Annotated in this window: 28 protein-coding genes and 2 tRNA genes; 26 read left to right on the forward strand and 4 right to left on the reverse strand. The window is 52.6% G+C overall.

Annotation, left to right across the window (positions count from 1 at the left end):
* Positions 1 to 157 precede the first annotated feature (157 nt).
* The 19 genes from HGO41_RS00005 (at position 158) to dkgB (ending at position 15862) form a co-directional block, all read left to right on the forward strand.
* Positions 158 to 234 (forward strand) — tRNA-Asp (locus HGO41_RS00005).
* Positions 235 to 663: 429 nt separating this feature from the next.
* Positions 664 to 1389 (forward strand): beta-ketoacyl synthase chain length factor, encoded by a 726-nt coding sequence (locus HGO41_RS00010; protein ID WP_013574226.1) that lies wholly within the window; start codon positions 664 to 666, stop codon positions 1387 to 1389.
* Positions 1389 to 2201 (forward strand): lysophospholipid acyltransferase family protein, encoded by an 813-nt coding sequence (locus HGO41_RS00015; protein WP_013574227.1) that lies wholly within the window; start codon positions 1389 to 1391, stop codon positions 2199 to 2201. The genes HGO41_RS00010 and HGO41_RS00015 overlap by 1 nt, the downstream gene beginning before the upstream one ends.
* A gap of 3 nt (positions 2202 to 2204) precedes the next feature.
* The gene (locus HGO41_RS00020; RefSeq protein ID WP_013574228.1) at positions 2205 to 2462 is read left to right on the forward strand and encodes a phosphopantetheine-binding protein; all 258 of its coding nucleotides are present in this window, start codon (positions 2205 to 2207) and stop codon (positions 2460 to 2462) included.
* Between the two features lie 10 nt (positions 2463 to 2472).
* Complete coding sequence (locus HGO41_RS00025; protein ID WP_037036563.1) at positions 2473 to 2727, forward strand: acyl carrier protein; 255 nt, start codon at positions 2473 to 2475, stop codon at positions 2725 to 2727.
* A 5-nt stretch (positions 2728 to 2732) separates the two neighbouring features.
* On the forward strand, positions 2733 to 3338 hold the full coding sequence (locus HGO41_RS00030; RefSeq protein WP_112151341.1) for a COG4648 family protein: 606 nt from the start codon (positions 2733 to 2735) through the stop codon (positions 3336 to 3338).
* On the forward strand, positions 3305 to 4684 hold the full coding sequence (locus tag HGO41_RS00035; protein ID WP_225444878.1) for an AMP-binding protein: 1380 nt from the start codon (positions 3305 to 3307) through the stop codon (positions 4682 to 4684). The genes HGO41_RS00030 and HGO41_RS00035 overlap by 34 nt, the downstream gene beginning before the upstream one ends.
* Positions 4681 to 5025, forward strand: a complete 345-nt coding sequence (locus HGO41_RS00040) for a 3-hydroxyacyl-ACP dehydratase FabZ family protein (protein WP_013574232.1) — start codon at positions 4681 to 4683, stop codon at positions 5023 to 5025. The genes HGO41_RS00035 and HGO41_RS00040 overlap by 4 nt, the downstream gene beginning before the upstream one ends.
* Positions 5025 to 6737 (forward strand): glycosyltransferase family 2 protein, encoded by a 1713-nt coding sequence (locus HGO41_RS00045; protein ID WP_447868582.1) that lies wholly within the window; start codon positions 5025 to 5027, stop codon positions 6735 to 6737. Before HGO41_RS00040 ends, HGO41_RS00045 begins: the two co-directional genes overlap by 1 nt.
* 1 nt (position 6738) lies before the next feature.
* Entirely contained in the window at positions 6739 to 7182 is a 444-nt protein-coding gene (locus HGO41_RS00050) for an acyl-CoA thioesterase (RefSeq protein WP_250980660.1), read from the forward strand.
* Positions 7179 to 7784 (forward strand): LolA family protein, encoded by a 606-nt coding sequence (locus tag HGO41_RS00055; protein WP_013574235.1) that lies wholly within the window; start codon positions 7179 to 7181, stop codon positions 7782 to 7784. The genes HGO41_RS00050 and HGO41_RS00055 overlap by 4 nt, the downstream gene beginning before the upstream one ends.
* Entirely contained in the window at positions 7774 to 10080 is a 2307-nt protein-coding gene (locus HGO41_RS00060) for an MMPL family transporter (protein WP_250980661.1), read from the forward strand. The genes HGO41_RS00055 and HGO41_RS00060 overlap by 11 nt, the downstream gene beginning before the upstream one ends.
* A complete protein-coding gene (locus tag HGO41_RS00065; RefSeq protein ID WP_250980662.1) occupies positions 10077 to 10652 on the forward strand; it encodes a DUF3261 domain-containing protein in 576 nt (191 codons plus the stop codon). Before HGO41_RS00060 ends, HGO41_RS00065 begins: the two co-directional genes overlap by 4 nt.
* 1 nt (position 10653) lies before the next feature.
* Positions 10654 to 11826 (forward strand): beta-ketoacyl-[acyl-carrier-protein] synthase family protein, encoded by a 1173-nt coding sequence (locus tag HGO41_RS00070; protein ID WP_250980663.1) that lies wholly within the window; start codon positions 10654 to 10656, stop codon positions 11824 to 11826.
* Positions 11823 to 12302, forward strand: a complete 480-nt coding sequence (locus tag HGO41_RS00075) for a hotdog family protein (RefSeq protein WP_112151336.1) — start codon at positions 11823 to 11825, stop codon at positions 12300 to 12302. Before HGO41_RS00070 ends, HGO41_RS00075 begins: the two co-directional genes overlap by 4 nt.
* Complete coding sequence (locus HGO41_RS00080; protein ID WP_013574240.1) at positions 12299 to 13030, forward strand: 3-ketoacyl-ACP reductase FabG2; 732 nt, start codon at positions 12299 to 12301, stop codon at positions 13028 to 13030. The genes HGO41_RS00075 and HGO41_RS00080 overlap by 4 nt, the downstream gene beginning before the upstream one ends.
* Positions 13027 to 14256: a beta-ketoacyl-ACP synthase gene (locus HGO41_RS00085; protein WP_013574241.1), complete on the forward strand. Its 1230-nt coding sequence runs from the start codon at positions 13027 to 13029 to the stop codon at positions 14254 to 14256. Before HGO41_RS00080 ends, HGO41_RS00085 begins: the two co-directional genes overlap by 4 nt.
* 2 nt (positions 14257 to 14258) lie before the next feature.
* A complete protein-coding gene (locus HGO41_RS00090) occupies positions 14259 to 14945 on the forward strand; it encodes a 4'-phosphopantetheinyl transferase superfamily protein (RefSeq protein ID WP_250980664.1) in 687 nt (228 codons plus the stop codon).
* Positions 14946 to 15058: 113 nt separating this feature from the next.
* A complete protein-coding gene (gene dkgB, locus HGO41_RS00095; RefSeq protein ID WP_131638672.1) occupies positions 15059 to 15862 on the forward strand; it encodes a 2,5-didehydrogluconate reductase DkgB in 804 nt (267 codons plus the stop codon).
* 40 nt (positions 15863 to 15902) lie between these two features.
* Here the strand turns inward: dkgB and yafC are convergent, their stop codons facing one another.
* Entirely contained in the window at positions 15903 to 16799 is an 897-nt protein-coding gene (gene yafC / locus HGO41_RS00100) for a DNA-binding transcriptional regulator YafC (protein ID WP_013574244.1), read from the reverse strand.
* A 106-nt stretch (positions 16800 to 16905) separates the two neighbouring features.
* On the opposite strand from yafC, the gene HGO41_RS00105 reads away from it, so the two are divergent.
* Together HGO41_RS00105 and HGO41_RS00110 are read left to right on the forward strand one after the other, a co-directional pair.
* Positions 16906 to 18081: an MFS transporter gene (locus HGO41_RS00105; protein WP_013574245.1), complete on the forward strand. Its 1176-nt coding sequence runs from the start codon at positions 16906 to 16908 to the stop codon at positions 18079 to 18081.
* Between the two features lie 200 nt (positions 18082 to 18281).
* Entirely contained in the window at positions 18282 to 19082 is an 801-nt protein-coding gene (locus HGO41_RS00110) for an endonuclease/exonuclease/phosphatase family protein (RefSeq protein ID WP_013574246.1), read from the forward strand.
* Between the two features lie 86 nt (positions 19083 to 19168).
* Here HGO41_RS00110 and mltD read toward each other — a convergent pair whose 3' ends face one another.
* Both mltD and gloB read right to left on the reverse strand, forming a co-directional pair.
* Positions 19169 to 20557 (reverse strand): murein transglycosylase D, encoded by a 1389-nt coding sequence (gene mltD, locus HGO41_RS00115; protein ID WP_013574247.1) that lies wholly within the window; start codon positions 20555 to 20557, stop codon positions 19169 to 19171.
* 69 nt (positions 20558 to 20626) lie between these two features.
* Positions 20627 to 21382, reverse strand: a complete 756-nt coding sequence (gloB, locus tag HGO41_RS00120) for a hydroxyacylglutathione hydrolase (RefSeq protein WP_250980665.1) — start codon at positions 21380 to 21382, stop codon at positions 20627 to 20629.
* Positions 21383 to 21425: 43 nt separating this feature from the next.
* Here gloB and HGO41_RS00125 point away from each other — a divergent pair, with 43 nt between their 5' ends.
* Positions 21426 to 22151 (forward strand): class I SAM-dependent methyltransferase, encoded by a 726-nt coding sequence (locus tag HGO41_RS00125; RefSeq protein ID WP_013574249.1) that lies wholly within the window; start codon positions 21426 to 21428, stop codon positions 22149 to 22151.
* 60 nt (positions 22152 to 22211) lie between these two features.
* Here the strand turns inward: HGO41_RS00125 and rnhA are convergent, their stop codons facing one another.
* Positions 22212 to 22679 carry a ribonuclease HI gene (gene rnhA / locus HGO41_RS00130; protein WP_013574250.1) on the reverse strand — a complete coding sequence of 156 codons (468 nt, stop codon included), beginning with the start codon at positions 22677 to 22679 and terminating at the stop codon, positions 22212 to 22214.
* 260 nt (positions 22680 to 22939) lie between these two features.
* On the opposite strand from rnhA, the gene aguB reads away from it, so the two are divergent.
* From aguB to HGO41_RS00150, 4 genes are all read left to right on the forward strand, one after another.
* Positions 22940 to 23824, forward strand: a complete 885-nt coding sequence (gene aguB, locus HGO41_RS00135) for an N-carbamoylputrescine amidase (protein ID WP_013574251.1) — start codon at positions 22940 to 22942, stop codon at positions 23822 to 23824.
* 3 nt (positions 23825 to 23827) lie between these two features.
* The gene (gene aguA, locus HGO41_RS00140; RefSeq protein WP_013574252.1) at positions 23828 to 24913 is read left to right on the forward strand and encodes an agmatine deiminase; all 1086 of its coding nucleotides are present in this window, start codon (positions 23828 to 23830) and stop codon (positions 24911 to 24913) included.
* Positions 24914 to 24994: 81 nt separating this feature from the next.
* A complete protein-coding gene (dnaQ, locus tag HGO41_RS00145) occupies positions 24995 to 25732 on the forward strand; it encodes a DNA polymerase III subunit epsilon (RefSeq protein ID WP_013574253.1) in 738 nt (245 codons plus the stop codon).
* 138 nt (positions 25733 to 25870) lie between these two features.
* Positions 25871 to 25947, forward strand: a tRNA-Asp gene (locus HGO41_RS00150).
* The last annotated feature ends 16 nt before the right edge of the window (positions 25948 to 25963 follow it).

The following is a 25963-nucleotide window of genomic DNA, read 5'->3' on the forward strand; positions in this document are numbered from 1 at the left end:
CAGAAGTGAAACGCCGTAGCGCCGATGGTAGTGTGGGGTCTCCCCATGCGAGAGTAGGGAACTGCCAGGCATCAAATTAGTTCCTTTTCCCCTGACAAGGAAAATAACAGGAACAAACAGGTATCAGACGATTGCTGATACGTGTGAAAGAACCGGTGGAGCGGTAGTTCAGTTGGTTAGAATACCTGCCTGTCACGCAGGGGGTCGCGGGTTCGAGCCCCGTCCGTTCCGCCAATTATTGCATAGTCCCTGAATCGAAAGATTCAGGGACTTTTTGCATTTATTTTCCAGTGAAAATGCAAACCGGACTCCTTTCTTTCTCTGATATATTTATTATCTCACAGGCTCACGTTTATCTCATCGGCGTTTCTTACAGGATTTAATCCTGAGGAGTTAACTGATATTAAACTATTATCTTTAACTAAATAGAATGGTTATCAGTTTGAATTTATCAAAGAATAAGTATATCCAGACATCCAGGGAATACTTTGTATCAAATTGAAAAATTTGTGTGTTCAGATAAACCTGCAAAGTACTAATAAAGCTCATAATAAATGAGTACTAAAATTCTTAATCCAGTTCAATAAGTTGTCAGATTACAGATGCAAGTTCCAATAAAATACCATAAAGTCTCAATTTGGAATAATCACAAAGATCATCATTATGAAATTCTCATTGGATATACTGGACTGGCGGGCAGTGGCTCCGGGAGTCGATAGTTGTGAGCACTGGATCCAATGGGCTCAGTGCTCAGATATAAATACATTTTCCGGTGAGAACCCCAAAAGCCAGCAAATTCCAATGATGTCAGCACGTCGAATGAGTACCGGCAGTCGTTTTGCTGTTGATGCCGGGCTTGCATTGCTCGCCAATAACAACGTAGATGCGGCAATTTTTACCAGCCGCCATGGTGAGCTGGAGAATACAGGGCGCATTTTGCATTCTCTGGCAGAGGAAGACGCTTTATCTCCGACTGAATTCTCCATGTCAGTACATAATACCGCAGCAGGTTGGCTTACCATTATTAGCAAAAATCCGTTGCCGGTAACCTCATTAGCAGCCGGAAAAGACAGTTTTCAGCAAGGGATACTGGAAGCTCAGTCGATGCTGGCAACCGGTGCTTCCAGCGTCATGCTGGTCGATTTTGATGGTGAAATCCCAGATATATATAACGAATCGGTAAATTCTGAGTTTCTACCTTACGCTGTAGCAATAATATTAACTTCTGGCGATAGTTTGCAGTGCCAGCGTATTTCATTGCCGGGTGAGGATCTGAATTCAGAAATTCCGCAGAGTCTGCAATTTCTGCGAGGTTATCTTTCTTCCTCTTCTTTATTCAATGTCAGTGCAGATAGCCGCCATAGCTGGCAATGGGTTCGGGATTTGTGATGAGAGAAACGCTAGTACCCGAAGAAAAGTCTTCTCTGGTAAATCGCATCTGGCGATGGCTGGCAACTGGATTCTTTTTCGCACTTTTCGGAATTGGCGGGCTGTTGCTTTCTATTATCTGGTTTAATCTGTTGCGACTGATCATCCGGCAACCCGACAGATTGCACCGAATGACGCTAAACAGCATCCGTAATAGTTTTAGGTTTTTTCTGAGTGGATTACGGAGGGTGGGAGTGATGGATTACCGGTTTACCGGTGATGAAAAGTTTCAGCAAGATACCGGGTGTCTGATCGTGGCGAATCATCCCAGCCTTCTTGATTATGTGATCCTGGCATCCCGGATGCCGCGTTGTGACTGCATCGTCAAACAGGCTTTGTTGCAAAACCCATTCTTAAGCGGAGTGATAAAAGCGGCGGGCTACCTGATTAACTCTGGGTCTGACGCTCTGTTGCAGGCCTGTGAAACCCGGTTGCAAGCAGGCGGTACGCTGTTAATTTTCCCGGAAGGAACGCGCTCCTTACCTGAGAAACCGATGACGCTGCAGCGTGGTGCCGCTAACATTGCTCTGAGGGCGGGGTGTGATGTCAGGATTGTCCATATTTCATGTCAGCCACCCATGCTGACAAAAAATGGGAAGTGGTACGAAATTCCCCGTGTAAAACCTCAGTTTGTGATTACCGTTGCCGATAAGGTAAAGGCTGAAGACTTTTTAGATGAAAGCGATCTTTCACCTGCTTTGGCTGCACGGCGTCTGACGCAGTATTTGTGCACTGAGTTGATGCGCAGCAATATGCAAAATAATGAGAATTAAGTCATGGATTCATTAAGTAACGACATAAAAGCACTTATCATTGAGACGCTGAATCTGGAAGGAATGACGCCAGATGAGATAGAGACGCAGGCCCCACTTTTTGGTGACGGATTAGGGCTGGATTCTATTGATGCCCTTGAGCTTGGTCTGGCATTAAAGAAGCAATACGGTGTGATCCTTTCGGCGGAAAGTCAGGAAATGCGCGAGCACTTTTATTCTGTTGAAAGTTTGGCCAGATTTATATCAGTACAGCGTGGTTAAAGAGATTCCTATGCAGAAGCAAGAAATTTACCAGCAGATTAGCGCGTTATTAGTCAAGCTATTTGAAATCGATGAAGATGATATCCGCCCGGATGCAAAACTCTATGAGGATTTGGAATTAGACAGCATTGATGCTGTTGATCTGGTGGTTCATTTGCAGAAAATCACTGGCAGAAAAATTAAGCCTGAAATGTTTAAATCTGTTCGCACCGTTCAGGATGTTGTTGATGCCATAGATGAATTACTTAATTCCCCGGCGCCATAGTATGTGTGGGTATCTTTTTTGTGGATAAACCCCGGCGCTTCTCATTTTCTCTGGTTGCGAAGATTGCCCGCTGGGCGATGCCGGTGGCGGTTATTGTCTATCCGCTAACCGTATGGTGCGGTTTAAAAAGTTGGGGAATTAGCGTTCTGGCACCTGTGCTGATTGCTGTCTTTATTCTGCGATTACTGACTTTTCGCGGAAAATTATCCCAGTTAACTTTTTTTGGAAAAGCGATTGCGGCCTCAGGGATTGTGCTGGTCGCCAGCAGCCTTTTATTACGCGAAACCTCTATGCTGTTGTATTACCCGGTCGCGGTAAATGCTTTATTACTGGGGGTATTTTTCAGTTCCTTATACGCCCGGCAATCTTTGGTTGAACGTCTTGCGCGACTGAATGAACCCGATTTACCGCCCGAAGGTGTTGTTTATACACGCTGTGTCACCCAGGTCTGGTGCATTTTTTTTCTGTGGAATGGATCATTTGCTTTATATACCTGCCTGAAAGGCGATATGGCCCTATGGGCTCTTTACAACGGCGGGATCAGTTATCTGCTGATTGGCTTATTAATGGGTATTGAATGGATAGTCAGAAAGCGTCTGCGCCAGCCATGACGCTGCCAATGTGCAAATGGCTAAGCACGGAAAGAGCAGATGATTATCTGGTTGCCTGGAGCGAAAGCCGGGAATGGCGTCAGTGTGATTTCCGCCAGGACGTATTATCTCTGCTGACTCATATCAGCGCGACATCGCATACCCGCTGGGCATTGTGTTTTGAAGATAACTATTCATTTGCCGTGGCGCTGCTGGCAGTGCTTTACAGCGGTAACACGCCGGTTTTACCTGGACATTTTCGCCCGGCCGTTCTGGCTGAACAACGCGATGAATTTGATGCGTTAATAACCGATCTTGATTTGACGATTGATTGCCCTGTTCTGCGTTTGCCTTGCTCAGTGGATCAGCCATTGACTGTTTTACCCAACTGGCCAGAAAATCCCGCGCTTCACTTATTTACCTCCGGTTCGACCGGTAAACCGCAAAAAATAATCAAACCAATTACCTGTCTTGAACTGGAGAGCCAGTGGCTTTCAGCGCGATGGGGCGATCAATTCGCAGATGCACACTTTGTTGCCACCGTGGCGCCTCATCATATGTACGGCCTGAGTTTTGCTTTTATGTTGCCGCTGTCGCTTGGCCGGCCTTTTGCGACGAAAAGTGTGGAGTATCACGAACAGTTGCAGTCACTTGCCAGTAAAAATACTTTGGTGCTGACCAGCAGTCCGGCTTTTCTTAAACGCCTTGATCCGGCTTTGGAGCCAACCCACTGCCGGCATGTCTTTTCTGCCGGAGGCCCGCTAAGTAATGAGGCCGCCTTGCTGGTAGAAAATGTCTGTGGTTGTCTGCCGACAGAAATCTATGGCACCAGCGAAAGCGGCATTATTGCTTTTCGTACGCAACATCAGCCAGACGAAGCCTGGACGCTTTTTGAAAATATCCGATTCTCTTCCTGTGCTGATGGCAATATTTCCCTGATTTCTCCGCTGATCCCGCAGCCGGAAGGCATGATCCTCAGTGATAAAATCCAGCTATTGCCCGCCGGACAACGCCAGTTTGTTCTTTTAGGCCGTAAGGATCGGATCGTTAAGATTGCAGAGCAGCGGATCTCACTGACTGAAATTGAGCAGCGTTTGTGTGCGTTGGATCTTTTAAGCGACGCCAGCGTGCTGACACTCGAAAAACAGGGGCGGCTTTATATCGCAGCCGTACTGGTATTAAGTCACGGTGGAGAGCTGTTATTACAGGCGCAGGGGCAGGCCGCGCTGCTTGGGCAGATTCGCCTGACGCTGCACCAGTGGTTATCGCCGGTCTCTGTGCCGCGATACTGGCGTCTGGCGTCTGCCATTCCTCTTAACCAGCAAGGCAAACGCGCGACTGCTGAATTACAGGAACTGTTCTTATGATTTTGCCGCAAGTGCTGAACCAGCAACTCGTCAGCGACACCCGTCTGCTTCTCACGTTCCGGTTGTCTGCGGATTTATTCTGGTTTAAAGGCCATTTCCCGTCGTCTCCGATTTTGCCTGGCGTGACACAGGTGAACTGGGCCATGGGCTACGCCGAAGAACTTCTGGGGCTGGATAAAGCGTTTTCCGGCATGGAAGTGGTGAAATTCCAGCGACCACTTTTGCCTGAAGAAACCGTAGATTTGCACATCGACTGGCTGAAAGAAAAAAACCGGCTGGTATTCCGGTACAGCGTAGGTGATGCCGTCGCCAGCAGTGGAAAAATTACCTTATGTCCATAATGCTGTCAGTTTCTTTTTCTCCCTGCCTGATTATTCCCTGCTACAACCACGGGCCGATGATGGCCGGTGTACTGGAGAGTCTCCGGCCATTCGGTTTGCCCTGCATTGTGGTGGATGATGGCAGCGACGAGCAGACAGCAGAAGAGTTGCAACGCCTGGCCAGTGTGACGCCGTGGATGAGCCTGACGCGATTAACTGTAAATCAGGGGAAAGGTGGGGCTGTGATGGCGGCCCTGCGGCTGGCCGTTGAAAAAGGCTTTACGCACGCCTTACAGGTGGATGCCGACGGCCAGCATCAGCTTTCAGATGTTCCCGCGATGCTGTCTGAAGCCAGAAGTCATCCGGATTGTCTGATCTCCGGGCAGCCGGTTTACGATGACAGCGTGCCGAAATCGCGCCTGTATGGCCGCTATATCACCCATTTCTGGGTCTGGATTGAAACCCTGTCATTCTCAATCAAAGACAGTATGTGTGGATTTCGCGTGTATCCTCTCAAACCTTGTCTGCAACTGATGGCGGAAAAAACACTGGGTTTACGGATGGATTTCGATACGGAAATCATGGTGCGCCTTTACTGGCAGGGCACGCGCAGCCGTTTCCTGCCCACGCGGGTGACCTATCCCGAAGATGGCCTCTCGCATTTTGATGCAGTGAAGGACAATCTGCAGATTTCCTGGATGCACACGCGGCTGTTTTTTGGCATGTTGCCGCGTATTCCTTATTTGCTGCGTCAGCGAAGAAAATGTCCCCGGCACTGGTCTGCTACACAGGAACGCAAAGGATTGTGGGGTATTCGCCTGATGCTGGCGGTTTACCGGACACTGGGATATCAGGCTTTTCGTCTGCTGCTTTATCCGGTCATCACCTATTTTTGGCTTACCGGCCGCAAACAGCGCAATGCCTCTGCCAGCTGGCTGGAACGTGTCCGCGTAACGGCCGCACATCGCAATATTTCCCTGCCTTATCCGCTGAGCACTTTCCGGCATTTCATGCGGTTTGGTGAATCTATGCTGAGTAAACTGGCGAGCTGGCAGGGTGATAAAACCCTGACCGATGCGGTACTGGTCAATCCCGAAATTTGCGAATCGCATATTGCCTCGGGGCGTGGCACGGTGATCCTCGCCTCGCATTTAGGCGATATCGAATCCTGCCGCGCGATTGGCGCGCTCAATCACCGCATTACCGTTAATGCGCTGGTATTTACCGAACATGCCGAGCGGTTCAATCAGGTAATGAAAGAGATTAACCCGCAGGCCGTGGTTAACCTTATCCAGGTGAACAAGATGGGGCCGGAGACCGCCATTTTATTGCAGGAAAAACTGGATGCCGGTGAGTGGGTGGCGATTGTCGGCGACCGGACATCTGCCAGTCCTCATCAGCGTGGAGAGCATGCCCGCGTGATTTACAGCGAGTTTCTGGGTGAACCCGCCGCATTCCCGCAGGGGCCCTTTATTCTGGCTGCAGCGCTACGCGCGCCCGTCATGCTGATGTTTGGCATCATGCAGCGACAGCGTCTGCATATTTACTGCGAATCTTTTGCGGATCCTCTGATCCTGCCGCGTACCAGCCGCCTGTCTGCGTTACAGTCTGCCGTCGATCACTATGCCGCACGACTTGAGCATTACAGCCTGCTGGCGCCTCACGACTGGTTCAATTTTTATGATTTCTGGCAACATCCTGCGGATGTTGCCCCTGACAGGAAACCTGACTGATATGACTTCCAAACTTGATCCGCGTTTTAACGATCCGCGATTTTCTACCCGCGTTGAAATCACGGTTCCTTTCCACGACGCAGATGCAATGGGCGTGGTCTGGCATGGCAACTATTTCCGTTATCTGGAAGTCGCGCGCGAGCAGTTACTCAAGCAATTTGATTACGGTTATCGTCAGATGCAAGCGTCAGGTTATGTCTGGCCGATTGTTGATACCCGCGTGAAATATATCGCGCCGCTGCTCTTTGAACAGCGTATTGCCGTTCATGCGCAGCTTGAGGAAATCGAAAACCGTTTGCGCATCGGCTATCAGATTTACGACATCGAAACCGGTAAACGCACAACGACAGGTTACACGTTACAGGTCGCGGTAGACGCTGCCACCAAAGAAATGTGTTTTGTCTCGCCGCAGGTTCTTTTTGATAAAACAGGAGCCAGCCTGTGAAAGCCTTTTTGCTATTTGTACTGACGGTTTTCAGCGTAACGGCAAACGCTGTTACGCTGGAAGAATTACAACAGCGCTTCAGTCAGGTGCCGGTACTCCGTGCTGAATTTGCGCAGCAAAGAACCATCAGCGGGATGGCGCAACCGCTCAATTCCAGCGGAAATCTGCTGATTGCCCGGCAACAAGGGCTGTGGTGGCAGCAGGAAAAACCGTTCAGCCTGACATTATTACTGACTGAAAACCGCATGGTGCAAATCATGGCGGGGCAGCAGCCACAGGTGGTCACGGCGGAGACGAATCCGCAAATGTTCCAGTTTAATTCCTTGCTCAGCGCGCTGTTCCACGCAGACCGCAAGGTGCTGGAAGAGAATTTTTCGCTTGATTTTACCGATCACGGTAAAGGCGCCTGGACGCTGATTCTGACGCCGAAGGTCTCGCCGCTAAACCGTCTGTTCCGCAGTATTACGCTCAATGGCGAAACCTTTCTGAACAATATCGATATTAATGACATGCAGGGCGACGCCACGCATATTCGTTTCTTCAATCAGAAAACGACGCCAGCCATGCTGACTGACGCAGAGAAACGCCATTTTGCATCCTGACCTTCATCGAAAACTGGCGCAAAGCTGGCTGCTGATTATCGTGCTACTGGTCGCGGCGCTGTTCTGGTTACTGCCACGCAGCCAGATTAACAGCAGCGTTCTGGCGCTGTTGCCGCAGCAGCAGGAAACGGATATTCCGCAGGCTTTTTCTGACGGCTTTACTCAGCGTCTGGATCGCCAGCTTATGTGGCTGGTCAGTCCGCCGCCGGGAGCCGGTATTCAGCCCGCTGCTGACTGGCTGAAGCATTTGCAGACGCTGCCTGAACTGAGTCAGGTACAGGGCCCGATGGACGCACAGCGTCAGCAGGAGTGGGGCACTTTCTTCTTCAAACACCGTAATGCGTTGCTCGATGACGCCACACGCCAGCGTCTGACGGCAGGTGCTGAATCGCAAAGCCAGTGGATCCTCGGCCAGATCTATTCGGCATTTTCAGGCGTCAGTGGCAAAGAGCTGGCAAACGATCCGTTATTGCTGGTTCGTGCCTCGCAGATGGCGCAACAGCAGAGCAGCGGCGGTATGACGCTGGATCAGGGCTGGCTGATGGTCCGTGATAAAAAGGGGCGTAGCTGGTACATGGTGCATGGCGAGCTGAAGGCGTCTTCTTATGACATCACGTCGGCTAAACAAACCGTAGCGGCTCTTGGTGCGGTGAAAGAAGCTTTTGAGGCGCGCTGGCCGGGTGCAAAAGTGCTTGAGCGTGGCACGATTTTCTACAGCAATTATGCCAGCCAGCAGGCTGAGCACGATCTTTCCACGATTGGTGCGGCGTCAGTAACTGGCGTGTTTGTGCTGATTTTACTGATGTTTCGTTCGGTCCTGCCGATGCTGCTCAGCTTACTGTCAATCGCCATCGGCGCGCTGTCAGGCACGGTGTTTACCCTGTGGGTATTTGGTGAAATCCATGTGATGACATTGGTGCTGAGCACCAGCATTGTTGGTATTTCTGCCGATTACACGCTGTATTTCCTGACCGAACGGCGGGTGCATGGCGATTCCAGCACACCGCTGGAAAGTCTGAAAAAACTGTTCCCTGCGTTATCGGTGGCGCTGCTGACCACGGTGGTGGCCTATCTGATGTTGCTGATTGCGCCATTCCCCGGCTTGCGGCAGCTGGCAGTGTTTGCCGCCGCCGGGCTGAGTGCGGCCTGCATCACCGTGATGTGCTGGTATCCGTATTTGTCCAGGCGTTTGCCGACAGGGCCAGCGCCGGGGCTGACGCTGATCATGCGCTGGTTACTGGCCTGGCGTAGTCGCAAAGCTGTGCGCATTGGCCTGCCGTTACTGATTTTAGTGCTGGTGGTGGCAGGAATATCGCGGCTGAAAATCAATGATGACATTGCGGATTTGCAATCTCTTCCGGCTGGTTTGCAACTACAGGAACAGCAAATCGCCGCGCTGACCGGGCAGACGAACGATCAGAAATGGCTGGTGGTATACGGCGATAGCGCAGAGCAGACACTGCAACGTCTGGAAGCATTGCGGCCAAAGCTGGCGCAGGCCAAAGAGAAGAGGGTGATTGACGGATTCCGGGCGATCACTCTGCCTTCTCAGGCACAGCAGCAGCGGGATTTATCGCTGCTTCGCCAGCATGCACCGCAAATTATTGCGCAATTGCAGCAGGCGGGGATCCAGATGGCTAAGCCGGATCTCAGTGCGCAGACGGTTGATGTGCCGGAATGGCGCAACAGCGTGGTCAGTGAGGGCTGGCGTTTGTTGTGGCTGTCCCTGCCGGACAGGCGCAGCGCCGCACTGATCCCGGTGAATGGCGTTCATGACAGCGCAGCCATGGCGGCGCTGGCGGCATCCATGCCGGGAACCGGCTGGATCGATCGTAAAACTGAATTCAGCGAACTGTTTTCGCAATACCGTGTTTATCTGACCTGGCTACTGGCGCTCGCCGTTGCAGTCATTGCGGTCACTTATCTCTGGCGTTTTCGCCTGCCACACGGGCTTGTTTGCCTGGTTCCGACCTTACTTTCCCTTGGGATGGGCGTCGCTGCGCTGGGCTTCAGTGGCCATAATCTTAATTTGTTTTCCCTGCTGGCGCTGATTCTGGTGCTGGGGATCGGCATCAATTACACCCTGTTTTTCACCAATCCACGCGGCACGCCGACGACATCCATGTTTGCCATTTTTATGGCTGCGGTCACCACGTTGCTGACGTTCGGTATGCTGGTGTTCAGTTCCACGCAGGCGATCAGCAGTTTTGGCATCGTGCTGAGCTTTGGCATATTAACGGCATTTCTGTTGTCGCCACTGACCTTGCCAGCTAAAAAAAGAGGACGCAAAAAATGACCCGGTTTATGCTGCCAGCGCTGACACTTCTGATTTTTATTCTTGTCGGGTGCGCGACAAATCCCCCTTCAGATACGCAGCCGCAAGCCTGGCTGAAACGCGGCGTGCAGGTGAAATTACCCGCGCCCACCCTGGATAAACCGGTCAGCCAGCAGCAGTTGCTGACAGCCACGGTGAAAGGTAAACAACAGTCTTTGCTGGTGCTGCTCAATGCAGATGGAAAGTCGTTACAGCTTGCCGGGCTTTCCCCTCTGGGGATCCGCCTGTTCAAAGTGGTCTACGATCAAACGGGGATCCACACCGAACAGGCCATGAAGATCGACGGTTTACCTCCAGCAAATCAAGTTCTGGCCGATATTATGCTGAGCTACTGGCCAGCGCAGCGCTGGCAGCCGCTGTTGCCGGCGGGCTGGAAACTGGACGATCAGCCGCTGCGCCGCACGTTACTGGATAATCAGGGCAAAACGATCACCCGCATCGACTATCTGCCACAGGGCAGCGGACGTCAGCCGGTATCCATCACGCAGATGGCGTTCCACTACCAGATAACTATCCAGAATGTGGGTGACTAACATGATTTATTTTTCGGCCGTGGGCATGGTTAACGCGCTGGGAAACAGCAATGCGCAAATCGCTGCCAGCCTGACATCAGGTGCCGCGCCGGGAATGTCGTTGCAGGAAGGCTGGCTGACGGAAGAACGGCCGGTCTGGCTCGGCGCGGTGACCGGCGAACTGCCCGCGATCCCCGGCTCTCTGTCAGCGCACCGCAGCCGCAACAACCAGTTGTTGCTGGCTGCGCTGGCACAGATTGAGCCTCAGGTTCACGCGGCTGTCAGCCGGTACGGTAAAGATCGTGTCGCGGTCATTATGGGCACCAGTACCTCGGGCATTGCCGAAGGTGAAGAGGCGGTGCGCCATCTGCACCGGCATGGGCAATTTCCGTCGGGCTATGATTACCAGCAACAGGAACTGGGCGATCCTTCACTTTTTATGGCGGAGTTGCTGGATCTCTGTGGCCCGGCTTACACATTATCAACAGCCTGCTCATCCAGCGCGCGAGCGATTATCAGCGGGAAACGCCTGATTGACGCCGGGCTGGCCGACGCGGCGCTGGTGGGTGGCGCTGACAGCCTGTGCCGGATGCCGGTGAACGGCTTCAACAGCCTGGAATCTTTCTCCCGCGGACGCTGTACGCCGTTCGGGCAAGATCGCGATGGCATCAATATCGGTGAAGCCTCGGCGTTGATCCTGCTGACCCGTGAGCCCGCAGACGTCGCATTACTGGGGGCTGGCGAATCATCCGATGCGTGGCATATGTCTGCACCGCATCCGGAAGGTCTCGGCGCGGAACGGGCAATCCGCATGGCACTGGCGCAGGCCAGGCTGAGTGCGGCAGACGTGGGTTACATCAACGCACACGGTACCGCCACACCGCTCAATGATCAGGCAGAAGCCGCTGTCATACACCGGCTGTTTGGCAGCCAGACGCCGTGCAGTTCGACCAAGCATCTCACTGGCCATACGCTGGGCGCGGCGGGTGCGACAGAAGCGGCGCTGGGCTGGCTGATCCTGACGCAAAATCTTAACCTGCCGCCACAGGATTTCAGCGTGATGCCCCGTGATACCCGTCTGGCGGCGATCCGGCTGGTGGAAAAAGGCGAAGCGCTGGTGAAACCCGTTATTCTCTCCAACTCGTTTGCTTTTGGCGGTAATAACGCCTGCATTGTGATCGGGAGGCCGTCATGAGTAGGCTCAGCGCGGAGCATTATCTGCCGCATGAATCACCGATGGTTTTGCTGGATAAGGTACTTAGCGTCACAGAAGAGACTGCGCTGTGCAGCGTGGTGGTGTCCGAAAACAGCGTGCTGGCGCCGTTTCTCAATGTCCGTGGCGCGTTACCTGCGTGGTATGCCCTTGAGCTTATCGCGCAAACGGTCGGCGTCTGGAGCGGCTGGCACGGTGCACAAAGTGGCGAACCGCCTCAGGTTGGCATGTTGCTGGGCGGCAGGGCTTTGAAATGCAGCGTGCCGGAATTTGCGGCAGGCAGTGAATTATTCATCAGCGTCTCAATGGTGCTGCGCGATGAAAAACTCGCCAGCTTCGAAGGCGTGATCTGCATTAAACAAGAAAAAGACAACCTGCAGGTTGCAAAAGGACGGCTGAATACATACCAGCCAGACAAGGATGAACTTATTAAGTTAACTCAGGGGAAACAGGAATGATGCGTTCGGTATTAGTAACCGGTGCCAGCAAAGGGATCGGCAAAGCCATTGCCAGCCAGTTAGCCGGCGATGGTTTTTTGGTGGTCATTCACTACCACAGCGATAAAGCAGGGGCAGAAAGCACCCTGCAACAGATAACCGACAACGGCGGCAGCGGGCGAATTGTGCAGTTTGATATCAGCAACCGCCAGCAGTGCCGCGACGTTATTGAAGCCGATATTGAGGCGCATGGCGCGTACTACGGTGTGATCAATAATGCCGGGATTACCCGCGACGCGGCATTTCCGGCACTGACCGACGAAGACTGGGACGGCGTGATCCACACCAATCTCGACAGCTTCTACAATGTTTTACAGCCCTGCGTGATGCCGATGATTGGGCTGCGTCAGGGCGGGCGTATAATCGCGCTTTCCTCGGTTTCCGGTATTACGGGCAACCGCGGACAGGTCAACTACAGCGCGGCGAAAGCCGGAATTATCGGTGCCTGTAAAGCGCTGTCGCTGGAACTGGCGAAACGCAAAATCACTGTTAACTGTATTGCGCCGGGGCTGATCGACACTGGCATGCTGGATATGGAAAAAACGGCACTCGATGCCGCAATGGGTATGATCCCGCTCAAACGTATGGGCCGGGCAGAAGAAGTTGCCGGACTGGCAAGTTATCTGATGTCAGATATCGCCGGTTATGTGACCCGCCAGGTGATCTCCATCAACGGAGGCATGGTATGAGCCAGCGCGTAGTCATTACCGGTATGAAAGGCATAACGGCGTTCGGCAATCATTGGGACGAGATTTCCACCCGCCTGCAACAGGGTAAAAACGCTGTCCGCCACATGGACGAATGGCTGATTTACCAGGGGCTGAATACGCATCTGGGTGCGCCGGTGGATGATTTTGTTATCCCGGCGCATTACACCCGCAAGCGCATCCGTTCGATGGGCCGCGTCTCCCTGCTGTCAACCCGTGCGGTTGAACTGGCGCTGGAGCAGGCCGGTTTACTGGAAGATCCGGTGCTTACTGACGGCGAAACCGGTATTGCCTTCGGGTCATCCACTGGCAGCACGGGTCCGGTCAGCGAATTCGCGACCATGCTGACGGAAAAGCACACTAACAATATTACCGGTACGACTTACGTGCAGATGATGCCGCACACCACAGCGGTGAATGCAGGTTTGTTCTTTGGCCTGAAAGGACGGGTGATCCCAACCTCCAGCGCCTGCACCTCGGGCAGCCAGGCGATCGGTTATGCCTATGAAGCCATCAGACACGGTTACCAGACGGTGATGGTGGCAGGCGGCGCGGAAGAACTTTGCCCGTCAGAAGCTGCTGTGTTTGACACGCTGTTCGCCACCAGCCAGCAAAATGAGCACCCTGAACTGTCGCCGCGTCCGTTTGATACGCAGCGCGACGGACTGGTGATCGGCGAAGGTGCCGGGGCACTGATCCTCGAGTCACTGGAACATGCACAGGCGCGCGGTGCGAAAATTTACGCCGAGATCGTGGGTTTTGCCACTAACTGCGACGCGTCCCATATCACTCAGCCGCAGCAATCGACGATGCAGATTTGCATCGAAAAAGCGCTGAAAAATGCCGGTATACCTGCTTCTGAAATCGGTTATATCAGTGCACATGGCACGGCCACCGACCGCGGTGATATTGCCGAAAGTCATGCGACCGCTGCGGTGTTTGGCAATCAGACGCCAATCTCGTCACTGAAAAGCTACTTTGGTCATACACTCGGTGCCTGCGGTGCACTGGAAGCGTGGATGTCGCTGGAAATGATGCGCGAAGACCGGTTCGTGCCGACTATCAACCTGACGCAGCCGGATCCGCTTTGCGGCGAACTCGACTACGTAATGGGCGAATCACGTCATATTCAGACTGAATTTATCCAGTCGAATAACTTTGCATTCGGTGGAATTAATACCTCTTTAGTTTTCCGTCGCTGGCCGTAACGATGAATTTTGCGCGTGTCATTACTGCGTCGCTGGATGACAACTTTTCGTTGTCACGTTTGCCCGCAGAATGGCTCGAAAAAAGTGAAGGGATGAATCCTGCCCGCCGCCAGCAATGGTACGCGGGCAGGGCGCTTCTGGCCGAGGCCATGTCAGTTTTCAACGGCTGTGACAACTTACCCGTCCTGCAGATTTCCGCGCAGGGAAAACCGTCTTTTGCGGATGCTTCTCTGCCACATTTCTCCCTCAGCCACAGTAAAAATCATCTGCAACTGTTGTTATGTCCGGCGGGTGAAAGCGGCGGCGACGTGGAGCAAATCCGCCCGCGCCCACGTTATCTTGACGTGGCACGTGCCGCATTCAGTGATATCGAATGTCAGTGGCTGGTGGAGCAGGCTTGCCCGCAAACGGCGTTCTGGCAGCTGTGGTGTCTGCGTGAGGCGTGGCTGAAACAGCAGGGCGGCAGTGTGTGGCAGATGGACAGGCTTCGCCTGGATCCAGACAATCAGCGGTTTACTTCACAATCTGCCGCTGAAAGCCGGTTATGGTGCGCTGCGGATGAGTCCGTGATGCGCGCGCTGGCGTTGCCTGCCGGTGTCTCTGACGTTGATGAATATCGGTTTGATGCCGCGTCAGGCGGTTTTATCTGGCAGGTTTCACGGCACTGGACCCGTTTTTCCCTTTCCTGATTATTGCGCTCACATCAAAAGTCTTCTGGCAAAGCGGTCGTTTTTATCCATGAATGCGCAGTCCATACTCTCTCCAAGATTTATCTTCCTGAAACATTAAAAGAGAGAACACGATGAGTATTCCTGCATTCGGTCTGGGCACATTCCGCCTGAAAGATGACGTGGTCAAAGCGTCCGTAGCCACCGCCGTGGAACTGGGCTATCGCGCCATCGATACCGCACAGATTTATGACAACGAAGCGGCTGTCGGCGATGCACTGGCTGAAAGCGGTGTCTCGCGTGAAGAGTTTTACATCACCACCAAAATCTGGATTGAAAACCTTGCGGCTGACAAAGTCATCGACAGCCTGAAAGACAGTCTGCGCAAACTGAAAACCGATTATGTCGATCTGACGCTGATCCACTGGCCGTCACCGAATCAGGCCGTCAGCGTGGCAGAAACAATGCATGCGCTGGTTGAGGCGAAGAAAATGGGCCTGACCCGTGAAATTGGTATTTCCAACTTTACCGTTGCACTGATGCAGGAAGCGATCGACGCGGTGGGCGCGGATCAGATTGCGACTAACCAGATTGAACTTTCACCGTTCCTGCAAAACCAGACCGTAGTCGATTTTGCCCGCCAGAACGGTATTGCCGTGACGTCTTACATGACGCTGGCTTACGGCGACACGTTGAAAGATTCGACGATTATTGAGATTGCCGCCCGCCATAACGCAACACCTGCACAGATCGTTCTGGCCTGGGCATTGCAACTGGGTTACGCAGTGATCCCGTCATCGACCAAACGTGAAAACCTGCAAAGTAATCTGCTGGCGCAACAACTGACGCTGACAGATGCGGATATGCAGCAGATCGCTGCGCTTGAACGCAACGGGCGTCTGGTCAGCCCTGAAGGTCTGGCGCCTGCGTGGGATTGATCCACAACGCCTCCCCCTGCAAAGGGGGAGAAGCAGGCATTTAAGCTCTTCCAGCCCCAAGCTTCTCACTCAGAAAATCAATAAAACACCGGATACGTGTGCTGACGGTCTGATCGCTGTAATACACCGCGTGCAACGGCATGGCGATGCGCATAATGTCCGGCACCAGCAGTTTTACCAAATCACCCCGCGCCACATCTTCATCAGTCATAAAATCCGACAGACAGGCAATACCATTGCCCTGCAAACACAGCCTGCGCAGTGTTTCACCGCTTCCTGAACTGATAAATGGTGTGACCGTCAGTTGCTGACCGTCAGCGCACAGCAGCGGCCATTTATTCAGCGCAACCACTTCGTTAAAGCCCAGACAACGGTGTTTCAGTAAATCATCGGCGCTTTGCGGCGTTCCCCATTTTTTCAGGTAATCCGGCGAAGCCAGCACGCTGCGATAGCTCAGCATCAGTTTGCGCGCCCGCAGGCTGGAATCTTCCAGCTCACCGACGCGGATCGCCACATCCACTTTATGGTCGATCAGATTGATATTGCTCTCGGAGGAGAATAGTGCGAGCGACATCTTCGGGAAACGTTCAGTAAATTCGGCCACCAGCGGTGAAATGACATGCAAAATGACCGGGGTTGCGGCATCGATTCGCAACAGCCCCTGCGGATCGTCGCGGTTCTCCAGCAAATCATCTTCTGCAGCCGCCATCTCATGCAGGATTTTTTGTACCCGGACGAAATAGCGCTCGCCTTCGTGCGTCAGGCTGATCTGACGCGTGGTGCGGTTGAGCAGGGTGATCCCCAGCTTTTGTTCCAGACGTTTTAATGTCCGGCTGACCACTGAATTATCCTGACCCAGTTGTTCAGCGGCACGGCTGAAACTGCCACTTTCCACCACAGTCACAAACGTAATCAACTCTTCGGAACTGGCTCGCATTGTTGTTACTCCAGCATAAATAAATTGATACTTTGGTTATTTAAGTCATTTAAGCACAAGCTGATAATCGTCGCCATCAAATCGATATTCATGTGGAGTAAAGGTTATGCCGCTTGCACTATTAGCACTGACCATCAGTGCGTTTGCTATAGGAACAACAGAGTTTGTCATCGTCGGGCTGGTGCCGACTATCGCGCAGCAACTGGGGGTTTCGGTCCCGTCAGCCGGTTTGCTGGTGTCTATATACGCCCTCGGTGTGGCGATTGGCGCGCCGGTTCTGACGGCGCTGACCGGCCGCGTACCGCGCAAAGCGCTGCTGATTGGTTTGATGGTGTTGTTCACGCTGGGTAATCTGCTGGCGTGGCAGTCACCGAATTACAGCACGCTGGTGATGGCGCGTCTGCTGACCGGTCTGGCGCATGGCGTTTTCTTCTCTATTGGCTCGACGATCGCCACCAGTCTGGTGGCGAAAGAAAAAGCGGCTTCTGCGATTGCGCTGATGTTTGGCGGTCTGACCGTCGCGCTGGTGACCGGTGTGCCGCTCGGGACATTTATAGGTCAGCATTTTGGCTGGCGCGAAACCTTCCTCGCCGTGTCAGTTATTGGTGTCGTGGCGATTATTGCCAGCGCTATTCTGGTGCCCAATAACATCAAAAACAAACCTGCGTCACGCATTGTAGATCAGGTAAAAGTGCTGATGAATCCGCGACTGTTACTCATTTACGCCATTACCGCGCTGGGTTACGGTGGCGTATTCACTACCTTTACGTTCCTTGCTCCGATGATGCAGGAACAAGCCGGTTTCTCAGCCAGCATGGTGAGCTGGATCCTGCTGGCGTATGGCGTGTCGGTGGCCATCGGGAATATCTGGGGCGGCAAACTGGCTGACCGTCATGGCGCAGTCAAAGCGCTGACGATTATTTTTGCCGCACTCGCTGTGCTGCTCCTGATTTTCCAGTTCACTTCAGGTTTCGGTATTCCGGCGTTAATCACGCTGTTGGTGATGGGCATCTTTGCTTTCGGTAACGTACCGGGATTACAGGTTTATGTGGTGCAGAAAGCCGAAGAGGTGACGCCAAATGCGGTCGATGTTGCTTCCGGCCTGAACATTGCGGCCTTTAACGTCGGTATTGCCCTGGGGTCAGTGATTGGCGGGCAGGTGGTTTCCACCCTTGGCCTGGCGCAAACGCCATGGATTGGAGCGGTTATCGTCGCGGGTGCGCTGCTGCTTATCTGCCTGAGCGGCCATCTGGACCGAAAACCCAAAGCGGCGCTGGCCTGATTATCCTGTCATTCTGCGTCTGCGTCTGCACGGCTCGCCTCTGGCGGGCCGTTTTTATTTTTATGCTAGCCTATAGATGTGACCAGGTTGTATACCAATGTAAACAGATTTGGCCTGAGCGCTTGCGGGCGTATACTGAGCTTTCGCTGTGAGAATCTCTCTCATATAGCAACGATATAACGGGTAAACAGGCGATTAGCGTGCGGAAAAAAACATATGCAATGAGGTATGTCGCAGGTCAGCCCGCAGAGCAAATCTTTCCGGGAGTCCTCGCACATTTAGGACCAGATTTGCCGCCGGGTGCTGCACTGCCCAATTCGAATATTTTGCGCGTGATGGTGTGGAATATCTTCAAACAACAGCGGGCTGACTGGTTGTCAGTTCTGCGTGATTATGGCAAAGATGCGCAACTGGTCTTGCTTCAGGAAGCCCAGACAACCCCTGAACTGATCCGTTACGCGACCTCAAATTATCTGGCCGCCGATCAGGTGCCTGCCTTTATGCTGCCTCAGCACCCCTCTGGCGTGATGACACTCTCTGCGGCACATCCGGTTTATTGTTGCCCGCTGCGTGAGCGTGAGCCGCTTCTGAGGCTGTCTAAATCGGCTTTAGTTACGGTGTATCCGCTTGTAGATGGTCGTTTATTGATGGTGGTGAACATTCATGCGGTCAATTTCAGCATTGGCATCGACGTTTACAGCAAGCAGTTGGATCCGATTGGTGAGCAGATTGCTAATCACAAAGGGCCGGTGATCATGGCCGGGGATTTTAATGCGTGGAGCAAACAGCGTATCAATGCCTTGTTTGGCTTTGCGGGAAATATCCATCTGGAGGAAGTCCGTTTTCCTTCTGATTACCGCAAGCGGGCGTTCGGCAGACCGCTGGACTTCATTTTCTACCGGGATCTCAGCGTCACCAGCGCATCGGTGATGGAAACACGAGCCTCTGACCATAACCCGTTGCGGGTAGAATTTATGGCGGGAAAACCGCTGACGCAATAACGCTTAATTCGTCCGCTAAAAAACGCAGACATAAAAAAAGCACCCGGAATATTCAGGGTGCTTTTTTATTACCGGTACCTTTCGAATCAGGTATCAGGACTCATTTTGTTGCTGACGAACAACGTTAACTTGTTGCCCGGTTGCAGGTTGTCGGCATTGGTGTTCCAGCGCATCACATCCTTGATGTTGACGCCGTGACGCTTAGCAATGCTCGACAATGAATCACCTTTACGTACCTGATAAGTGATACTGCCGCGATTGGCACTGGTATTGCTGACGCTGTTATCCGCCACCTGCAGTGTTTGCCCAACTTTTAACGCGCCTGCTGAGCGCAAATTGTTCCAACGCTGTAAATCACGGGTCTTCACATTCAGCCGGGCTGCAATGCCAGACAAGCTGTCGCCGGAGCGAACCTTGTACTGTTTTGCACCTGACGGAGTGTTGCTGGCCAGTTTGGTTTCCTGTACTGCGGCAATATCGCCATCAGCCAGTGAATCTTTTAACTGGTCGGCATGCGCCTTCGGCAGAACAATGTAATGCGGGCCATTCGGCGCGGTTACATTTTTCTTGTAGCCAGTGTTAAACGACTTAAGCTTGGTCAGGGACATGCCCGCCATCTCAGCCGCCTGGGTCAGTTGCATCTGCTGTCCGACTTCAACACGCGCAAGAGCACGGTCTTCACTCGGTTTCGGCAGATTGATACCGTATTTCTTGCTGTGCTTGAGAATGTCGCTAAGGGCTAACATTTTCGGCACATAAATCGATGTTTCACGTGGCAGCGCCAGTGCCCAGAAATCCGTGGAACGGCCTCTGGCTTTGTTCGCTTTCACCGCTTGCATGACACGGCCTTCACCGCTGTTATACGCAGCAACGGTCAGTAACCAGTCGCCACCAAACATCTTGTTCAGACGTTGCATCATATCAAGCGCAGCAGTTGTCGAAGCCACAACATCACGGCGTCCGTCATACCACTGGTTTTGTTTCAAACCATAGTTTCGACCCGTCTGCGGCACAATTTGCCACAACCCTGCAGCGTTAGCTGATGAGGTTGCTTTGGGGTCAAAAGCGCTCTCCACTATGGGTAGCAGTACCAGTTCCATCGGCATATTACGTTTCTTAATCTGCTCGGTGATCCAGTACATGTACGGCTCTGCCCGTAATGTTACATCGTGGAGATAGCTCTTATTTTTTAAATATTTAACTCTTTGCTCGCGGATCCGGGGATTATCCGGAACCTTCATCTTCAGCTCGTCGCCTATGAAGTTCCACAGATTTTGTTGGGAGACGGTGTCGTTTCCATCCAACCATCCCCCAGAGGCCGCTCGGCCATCACCTGTGAACTGTCCTGCTTCTTCACTTTGACTTGCTGAAGACAAACTCTGTGCATGTTGTTCCGGTACCTTCACGCCCTGCCTGGACGCCTGGCAACCTGTGAGCAACATGGAGGCGATTATTAGGATCGCGTTTGCCTTCATGTGTGTGTCATAGTTGCTTAAAAGACGAGCGATAATACTTTGCTTCGGAAAAAAACACAACCTTTGGGTCTAGTAGCTATCCTTGAGTGCCCTTAAATAGGCAAAAACCTGCCAGTCAGGCTTTAAGGGATCGTTAAGGTTTAATTTGTTTTGTAAATCAACGTCATCGCATCGTAAAAAGAGGTTGATTTTACGCTCAAGACCGAGGGTTGAAGGCAGGGAAGATTGTCCCTTTTCACGCATTTGTTGCACTTTGTGCTCATGAGAAAGAATATCATCATCCTCCGGTAAAATAGAGCGCGCAAACTTAAGATTTGAAAGAGTGTACTCATGTGCTGCGCAGACTAATGTTTCGTCAGACAACGCCGCTAACCGTTGAAACGACTGGTACATTTGCTCCGGCGTCCCTTCGAACAAGCGACCGCATCCGGCGGAAAACATCGTGTCTCCACAGAAAAGATAAGGCGCGCTATAGTATGAAATATGACCAAGTGTATGACCGGGCGTAGCAAAGATCTGCCATTCCAGACCGCCAATTACCCTTTTTTCACCATTTTTAAGACTAGTCTGACTAAATTTATTCTCAGTTTCGTGAGGTCCGTATACTTTTAGACCCGGAAAATGGCTCGAAATCTCATCAACGCCCCCCACATGATCGTGATGATGATGTGTCAGAAGGATGGCTGTCGGGGTTAAATTGGCCTTTTTCAACGCGGCCAAAACTGGCGCTGCTTCGCCGGGATCGACGATCAGGCAATGCCCCTGCTGGTCATCGAGCATCCAAATGTAATTGTCCTGCAACGCCGGAATACTGATAAGATTCATGGCAACCTCTCTTTGGCAACTGCTTGAAAGAAGATAATAAACTATGCGACCAGCCCGCATCCGCAAGACCATTGTTGCTCCGGCTTCCTGGGATGAGATCCCGTGCGGCGGCTACTACCGTGCCGCGCTTGAGCAACAACTGCAACCCTGGTGGGGGAAACTTTACGGTTTCCACCTGCTGAAAATCGGCGCATTAAGTGCCGAAATCGACGCCCGGGCATGCCCGATCTCGCATCAGGTAAACTTTGCCCAGGAAGGCGAGGGGCTGCATGTTCGGGGTGATCCGTACCATTTACCTTTCGCAGCAAAATCAGTGGATGCCTGCCTGCTCAGCCATACGCTGGCCTACGCGGATGACCCGCACCGCATTCTGCGCGAAGTGGACCGCGTGCTGATTGATGATGGCTGGATGGTGCTCAGTAGCTTTAATCCGCTCAGCCTGCTGGGCATTGGCAAACTGATGCCGCTTTTTCGCAAACGTCAGCCGTACAGCAGCCGCTTGTTTACCCAAATGCGTCTGCTCGACTGGCTGTCGTTGCTTAATTATGAAGTGATGGTGCACCGGCGTTTTCACGTGCTGCCGTGGAAAAAGAATGGCGGAAAATTGCTGAGTACGCACCTTCCCGCGCTGGGGTGCATGACGCTGATTATTGCCCGTAAACGGACTTTCCCGCTGACGCCAACCGCGAAAAAAGTTCTTGCGCAGAAACAGAAAATACCGCAGGCGGTGGGCGCAACGAAGAGTTACCGGAAGGAGCATCGGGACTGAAGTCTTGCACCTTCCCCTTTCACAAGGGGAAGGTTGGGATGGGCTGTGGGGCCTGCGGAATTAATTCTCCGCCTGATAGCCTAAATCGTCCAGCGTCGGATTCCCTGCGGCTTCTTTCGCCAGCACATCACAGCGTTCATTTTCAGGGTGTCCGGCATGGCCTTTCACCCACATCCAGTTCAGTTCATGCGTCTGGATCGCGGCATCAAGACGCTTCCACAAATCGACGTTTTTCACCGGTTTTTTATCGGCAGTTTTCCAGCCACGTTTTTTCCAGTTGTGGATCCACAATGTGATCCCCTGACGAACATACTGGCTGTCGGTGCTCAGCGTCACTTCGCATGGTGTGCTCAGAGCTTCAAGCGCCACAATCGCCGCCATCATTTCCATGCGGTTATTGGTGGTCAGACGAAAACCCGCGCTGAACTCTTTTTCGTGTTGCTTATAGCGTAAAATCGCGCCGAAACCGCCGGGGCCGGGATTACCCAGGCAGGAGCCGTCGGTGAAAATTTCTACCTGTTTGGTCATATCTGGCAGGCTCTTTCATCAAATGTAAAAACCAAGTCTGACATAAACCGCCGTGCCGGGCACAGCAATATCTTGAGGTGTAACTGTCTGAAAGCGGGGGGATGTAACAGGTTGCCCGGGCATTCATCACTCTTTTGGCTGGAGAGCGCTGTCTTTTGCAATATAATAGGAAAATGCAGAGTGCCAGTTCAAAACTCTGAGCGAGTTGAGCCTTTCATGGTTTTTTCACTGCCAATTTTTCAATGCTTTAAGGATGTCTGATGAGAAATGTAACGGTTTCTGCAACACAAATGAGCTGCAGCTGGGATCTGGAAAATAATATTGTTAACGCCGAAAAGCTGGTTCGCCAGGCACATGCCAAAGGCGCGCAAGTTATTCTGATTCAGGAACTTTTTGCTGCACCTTACTTCTGTATTGATCAGAGCCCTGAGCATTACAGCCTGGCACAGGAGCTGGACAACAGCGCGCTTATCCGCCATTTCTCTGCGCTGGCGAAAGAACTGGAAGTGGTGCTTCCTCTGAGCTTCTTTGAGAAGTGCAATAACGCCTATTATAACTCGCTGGTCATGATTGATGCTGACGGCAGTGTGCTGGATGTCTATCGCAAAACTCACATTCCGAACGGCCCGGCCTATCAGGAAAAACAATTCTTCATTCCTGGTGATACCGGCTTCAAAGTGTGGAATACCCGTTACGCGAAAATCGGCGTGGGTATCTGCTGGGATCAGTGGTTCCCGGAAACTGCCCGCTGTCTGGCATTACAGGGCGCGGAAATTATCTTCTATCCGACAGCGATTGGTTCCGAACCGGCCTATCCGGAAATTGACAGCCAGCCACACTGGACCCGTGTTCAGCAGGGCCACGCTGCGGCAAATCTGGTGCCGGTGATCGCCTCAAACCGCATTGGTACTGAAAAAAGCAAATTCATTCCTGATTATGAAATGACCTTCTACGGCTCTTCCTTCATTGCTGATCAGACCGGTGCGCTGGTTGAGCAGGCCAACAAAACGGAAGAAGCCGTGCTGGTTCATACCTTTGATCTGGATGCTATCGCTGCACAGCGCGCATCCTGGGGTCTGTTCCGCGACCGCCGTCCTGAAATGTATGGCGCAATCGCGACGTCCGACGGTTCAACAAGGAAATAACTGATGTCTTCTATTGATATCAATCCTCAGGCTGAAGGTTTTGCGATGCCCGCTGAATGGGCTGCGCAGCAGGCTGTCTGGATGATCTGGCCTTATCGCACCGATAACTGGCGCTCAAACGGGCGTCCGGCCCAACTGGCTTTTGCTAACGTAGCGGCAGCGATTGCGACCAAAACGCCGGTATTTATGGCGGTTCCGGCAGCAGAAATGGCAAATGCACGCGAAGTGATGCCAGCACAAATTACGCTGGTGGAAATGGAAAGCGATGATGCGTGGATGCGTGATACCGGCCCGACCATTGTGGTCAATCCGCAAGGTGAACGTCTGGCTATCGACTGGACATTCAACGCATGGGGCGGCTTGCACGGTGGCCTTTACTCAAGCTGGGAGCGTGATCAGCGGGTGGCGCGTCAGGTGGCGAACTATCATCACATTCCTTATGTTTCAACGGATCTGGTACTGGAAGGTGGCTCCATTCATGTTGATGGTGAAGGCACTTTGCTGACCACCGCTGAATGTTTGCTCAATCCTAACCGCAATCCTGATTTGTCGAAGGCAGAGATTGAGGCGAAATTGCGGGAACTCCTCGGTGTTAAGCAATTCATCTGGCTGGAAGACGGCGTATTTAACGACGAAACAGACGGTCACATTGATAACATGTGCTGCTTCGTGCGTCCGGGAGAAGTTGCATTGCACTGGACTGACGATCAGCAGGACCCGCAGTACGCGCGTTCGGCGGCAGCGTTGAAAGTGCTGGAAGCGGCGAAAGATGCCAAAGGGCGCAGCCTGAAAATCTGGAAAATGCCCTCACCTCCGGTTATGCATGCCACTGCGGAAGAAACGATCGGGGTGTTGCCGGGCACAGCCATTGAGCGTGTGGAAGGTAACCGTCTGGCGGCGTCTTACGTCAATTACCTGATCAGCAACAACCACATTATCTTCCCGCTGCTCGACGCTAAAACGGATAAGCAAGCTGAGAAGTTGCTGGGTGAAATGTATCCTGAGTACAAAATCACGGGTATTCCTGCCCGTGAAATTCTGCTGGGTGGTGGTAACATCCACTGCATTACACAGCAAATCCCTGCGTAAGAAAAAGTGCCCGGCGCGTCACCCTGTCTCGCGCCGGGCAGATCGTTTCTGTAATTGACTGTCAGCGTTGGATAAAAAGCCATGGATTTACAAAACACCTCTAACAGGATCGTCGTTCTCGATACTGAAACCACCGGTATGAATAAACTCGGCGTCCATTATGAAGGGCACCGGATTATCGAAATCGGTGCTGTTGAAGTGGTTAACCGCCGCCTGACAGGGCGCAATTTCCATGTTTATCTCAAACCCGATCGTCTGGTGGATCCGGAAGCCTTTGGCGTTCACGGTATCAGCGACGAATTCCTCGCTGATAAACCGACGTTTGCCGACGTGGCCGACGACTTCATTGAATACATTCGCGGCGGCGAATTAGTCATTCATAACGCGACGTTCGACATCGGCTTTATGGATTACGAGTTCGACATGCTCGGCCGTAATCTGCCGAAAACCGAGACGTTCTGCAAAATTACCGACAGCCTGGCCATGGCGCGCAAGCTGTTCCCGGGCAAGCGTAATAACCTCGATGCCCTGAGCGATCGCTACCTGATCGACAACAGCAAGCGTACGCTCCATGGCGCGTTGCTTGACTCCGAGATTCTTGCCGAAGTCTATCTGATGATGACCGGCGGCCAGACCAGCATTAAATTCACCCACGAAGGCGAGCAAAATACTGGCGCTGACGGCTTGGGGATCCAGCGTGTTGCGCGGCCAGCCTCCGGGTTAAAAGTCATCGCCGCCACTGATCAGGAACTGGCGTGGCATGAAGAGCGTTTAGATTTAGTGGTGAAAAAGGGCGGTAGCTGTTTGTGGCGTTCGTAAGCCGTTTTTCTGACTTTTGGATTGAAATTGTCCAGCCTGCGGAAAAACTGTGCGGTTGATTGAAAATATCAGGAAAAGCATTGACGTAACGGCGGCCATTCCTTAATATCCGCTCCGTTCTTAACCAGAACACAACGCGGAGCGGTAGTTCAGTTGGTTAGAATACCTGCCTGTCACGCAGGGGGTCGCGGGTTCGAGCCCCGTCCGTTCCGCCACTATTCAGAAGCCCTG

Origin of the sequence: Rahnella sp. CG8, from assembly GCF_023701875.1 — a bacterium.
GTDB lineage: Bacteria > Pseudomonadota > Gammaproteobacteria > Enterobacterales > Enterobacteriaceae > Rahnella > Rahnella aceris.

Coding starts and splice junctions, on each gene's coding strand:
- HGO41_RS00010 (WP_013574226.1), top strand. CDS start 664: ATGAAATTCTCATTGGATATACTGGACTGGCGGGCAGTGGCTCCGGGA.
- HGO41_RS00015 (WP_013574227.1), top strand. CDS start 1,389: ATGAGAGAAACGCTAGTACCCGAAGAAAAGTCTTCTCTGGTAAATCGC.
- HGO41_RS00020 (WP_013574228.1), top strand. CDS start 2,205: ATGGATTCATTAAGTAACGACATAAAAGCACTTATCATTGAGACGCTG.
- HGO41_RS00025 (WP_037036563.1), top strand. CDS start 2,473: ATGCAGAAGCAAGAAATTTACCAGCAGATTAGCGCGTTATTAGTCAAG.
- HGO41_RS00035 (WP_225444878.1), top strand. CDS start 3,305: ATGGATAGTCAGAAAGCGTCTGCGCCAGCCATGACGCTGCCAATGTGC.
- HGO41_RS00040 (WP_013574232.1), top strand. CDS start 4,681: ATGATTTTGCCGCAAGTGCTGAACCAGCAACTCGTCAGCGACACCCGT.
- HGO41_RS00045 (WP_447868582.1), top strand. CDS start 5,025: ATGCTGTCAGTTTCTTTTTCTCCCTGCCTGATTATTCCCTGCTACAAC.
- HGO41_RS00050 (WP_250980660.1), top strand. CDS start 6,739: ATGACTTCCAAACTTGATCCGCGTTTTAACGATCCGCGATTTTCTACC.
- HGO41_RS00065 (WP_250980662.1), top strand. CDS start 10,077: ATGACCCGGTTTATGCTGCCAGCGCTGACACTTCTGATTTTTATTCTT.
- HGO41_RS00070 (WP_250980663.1), top strand. CDS start 10,654: ATGATTTATTTTTCGGCCGTGGGCATGGTTAACGCGCTGGGAAACAGC.
- HGO41_RS00075 (WP_112151336.1), top strand. CDS start 11,823: ATGAGTAGGCTCAGCGCGGAGCATTATCTGCCGCATGAATCACCGATG.
- HGO41_RS00080 (WP_013574240.1), top strand. CDS start 12,299: ATGATGCGTTCGGTATTAGTAACCGGTGCCAGCAAAGGGATCGGCAAA.
- HGO41_RS00085 (WP_013574241.1), top strand. CDS start 13,027: ATGAGCCAGCGCGTAGTCATTACCGGTATGAAAGGCATAACGGCGTTC.
- HGO41_RS00090 (WP_250980664.1), top strand. CDS start 14,259: ATGAATTTTGCGCGTGTCATTACTGCGTCGCTGGATGACAACTTTTCG.
- dkgB (WP_131638672.1), top strand. CDS start 15,059: ATGAGTATTCCTGCATTCGGTCTGGGCACATTCCGCCTGAAAGATGAC.
- yafC (WP_013574244.1), bottom strand. CDS start 16,799: ATGCGAGCCAGTTCCGAAGAGTTGATTACGTTTGTGACTGTGGTGGAA.
- HGO41_RS00105 (WP_013574245.1), top strand. CDS start 16,906: ATGCCGCTTGCACTATTAGCACTGACCATCAGTGCGTTTGCTATAGGA.
- mltD (WP_013574247.1), bottom strand. CDS start 20,557: ATGAAGGCAAACGCGATCCTAATAATCGCCTCCATGTTGCTCACAGGT.
- gloB (WP_250980665.1), bottom strand. CDS start 21,382: ATGAATCTTATCAGTATTCCGGCGTTGCAGGACAATTACATTTGGATG.
- HGO41_RS00125 (WP_013574249.1), top strand. CDS start 21,426: ATGCGACCAGCCCGCATCCGCAAGACCATTGTTGCTCCGGCTTCCTGG.
- rnhA (WP_013574250.1), bottom strand. CDS start 22,679: ATGACCAAACAGGTAGAAATTTTCACCGACGGCTCCTGCCTGGGTAAT.
- aguB (WP_013574251.1), top strand. CDS start 22,940: ATGAGAAATGTAACGGTTTCTGCAACACAAATGAGCTGCAGCTGGGAT.
- aguA (WP_013574252.1), top strand. CDS start 23,828: ATGTCTTCTATTGATATCAATCCTCAGGCTGAAGGTTTTGCGATGCCC.
- dnaQ (WP_013574253.1), top strand. CDS start 24,995: ATGGATTTACAAAACACCTCTAACAGGATCGTCGTTCTCGATACTGAA.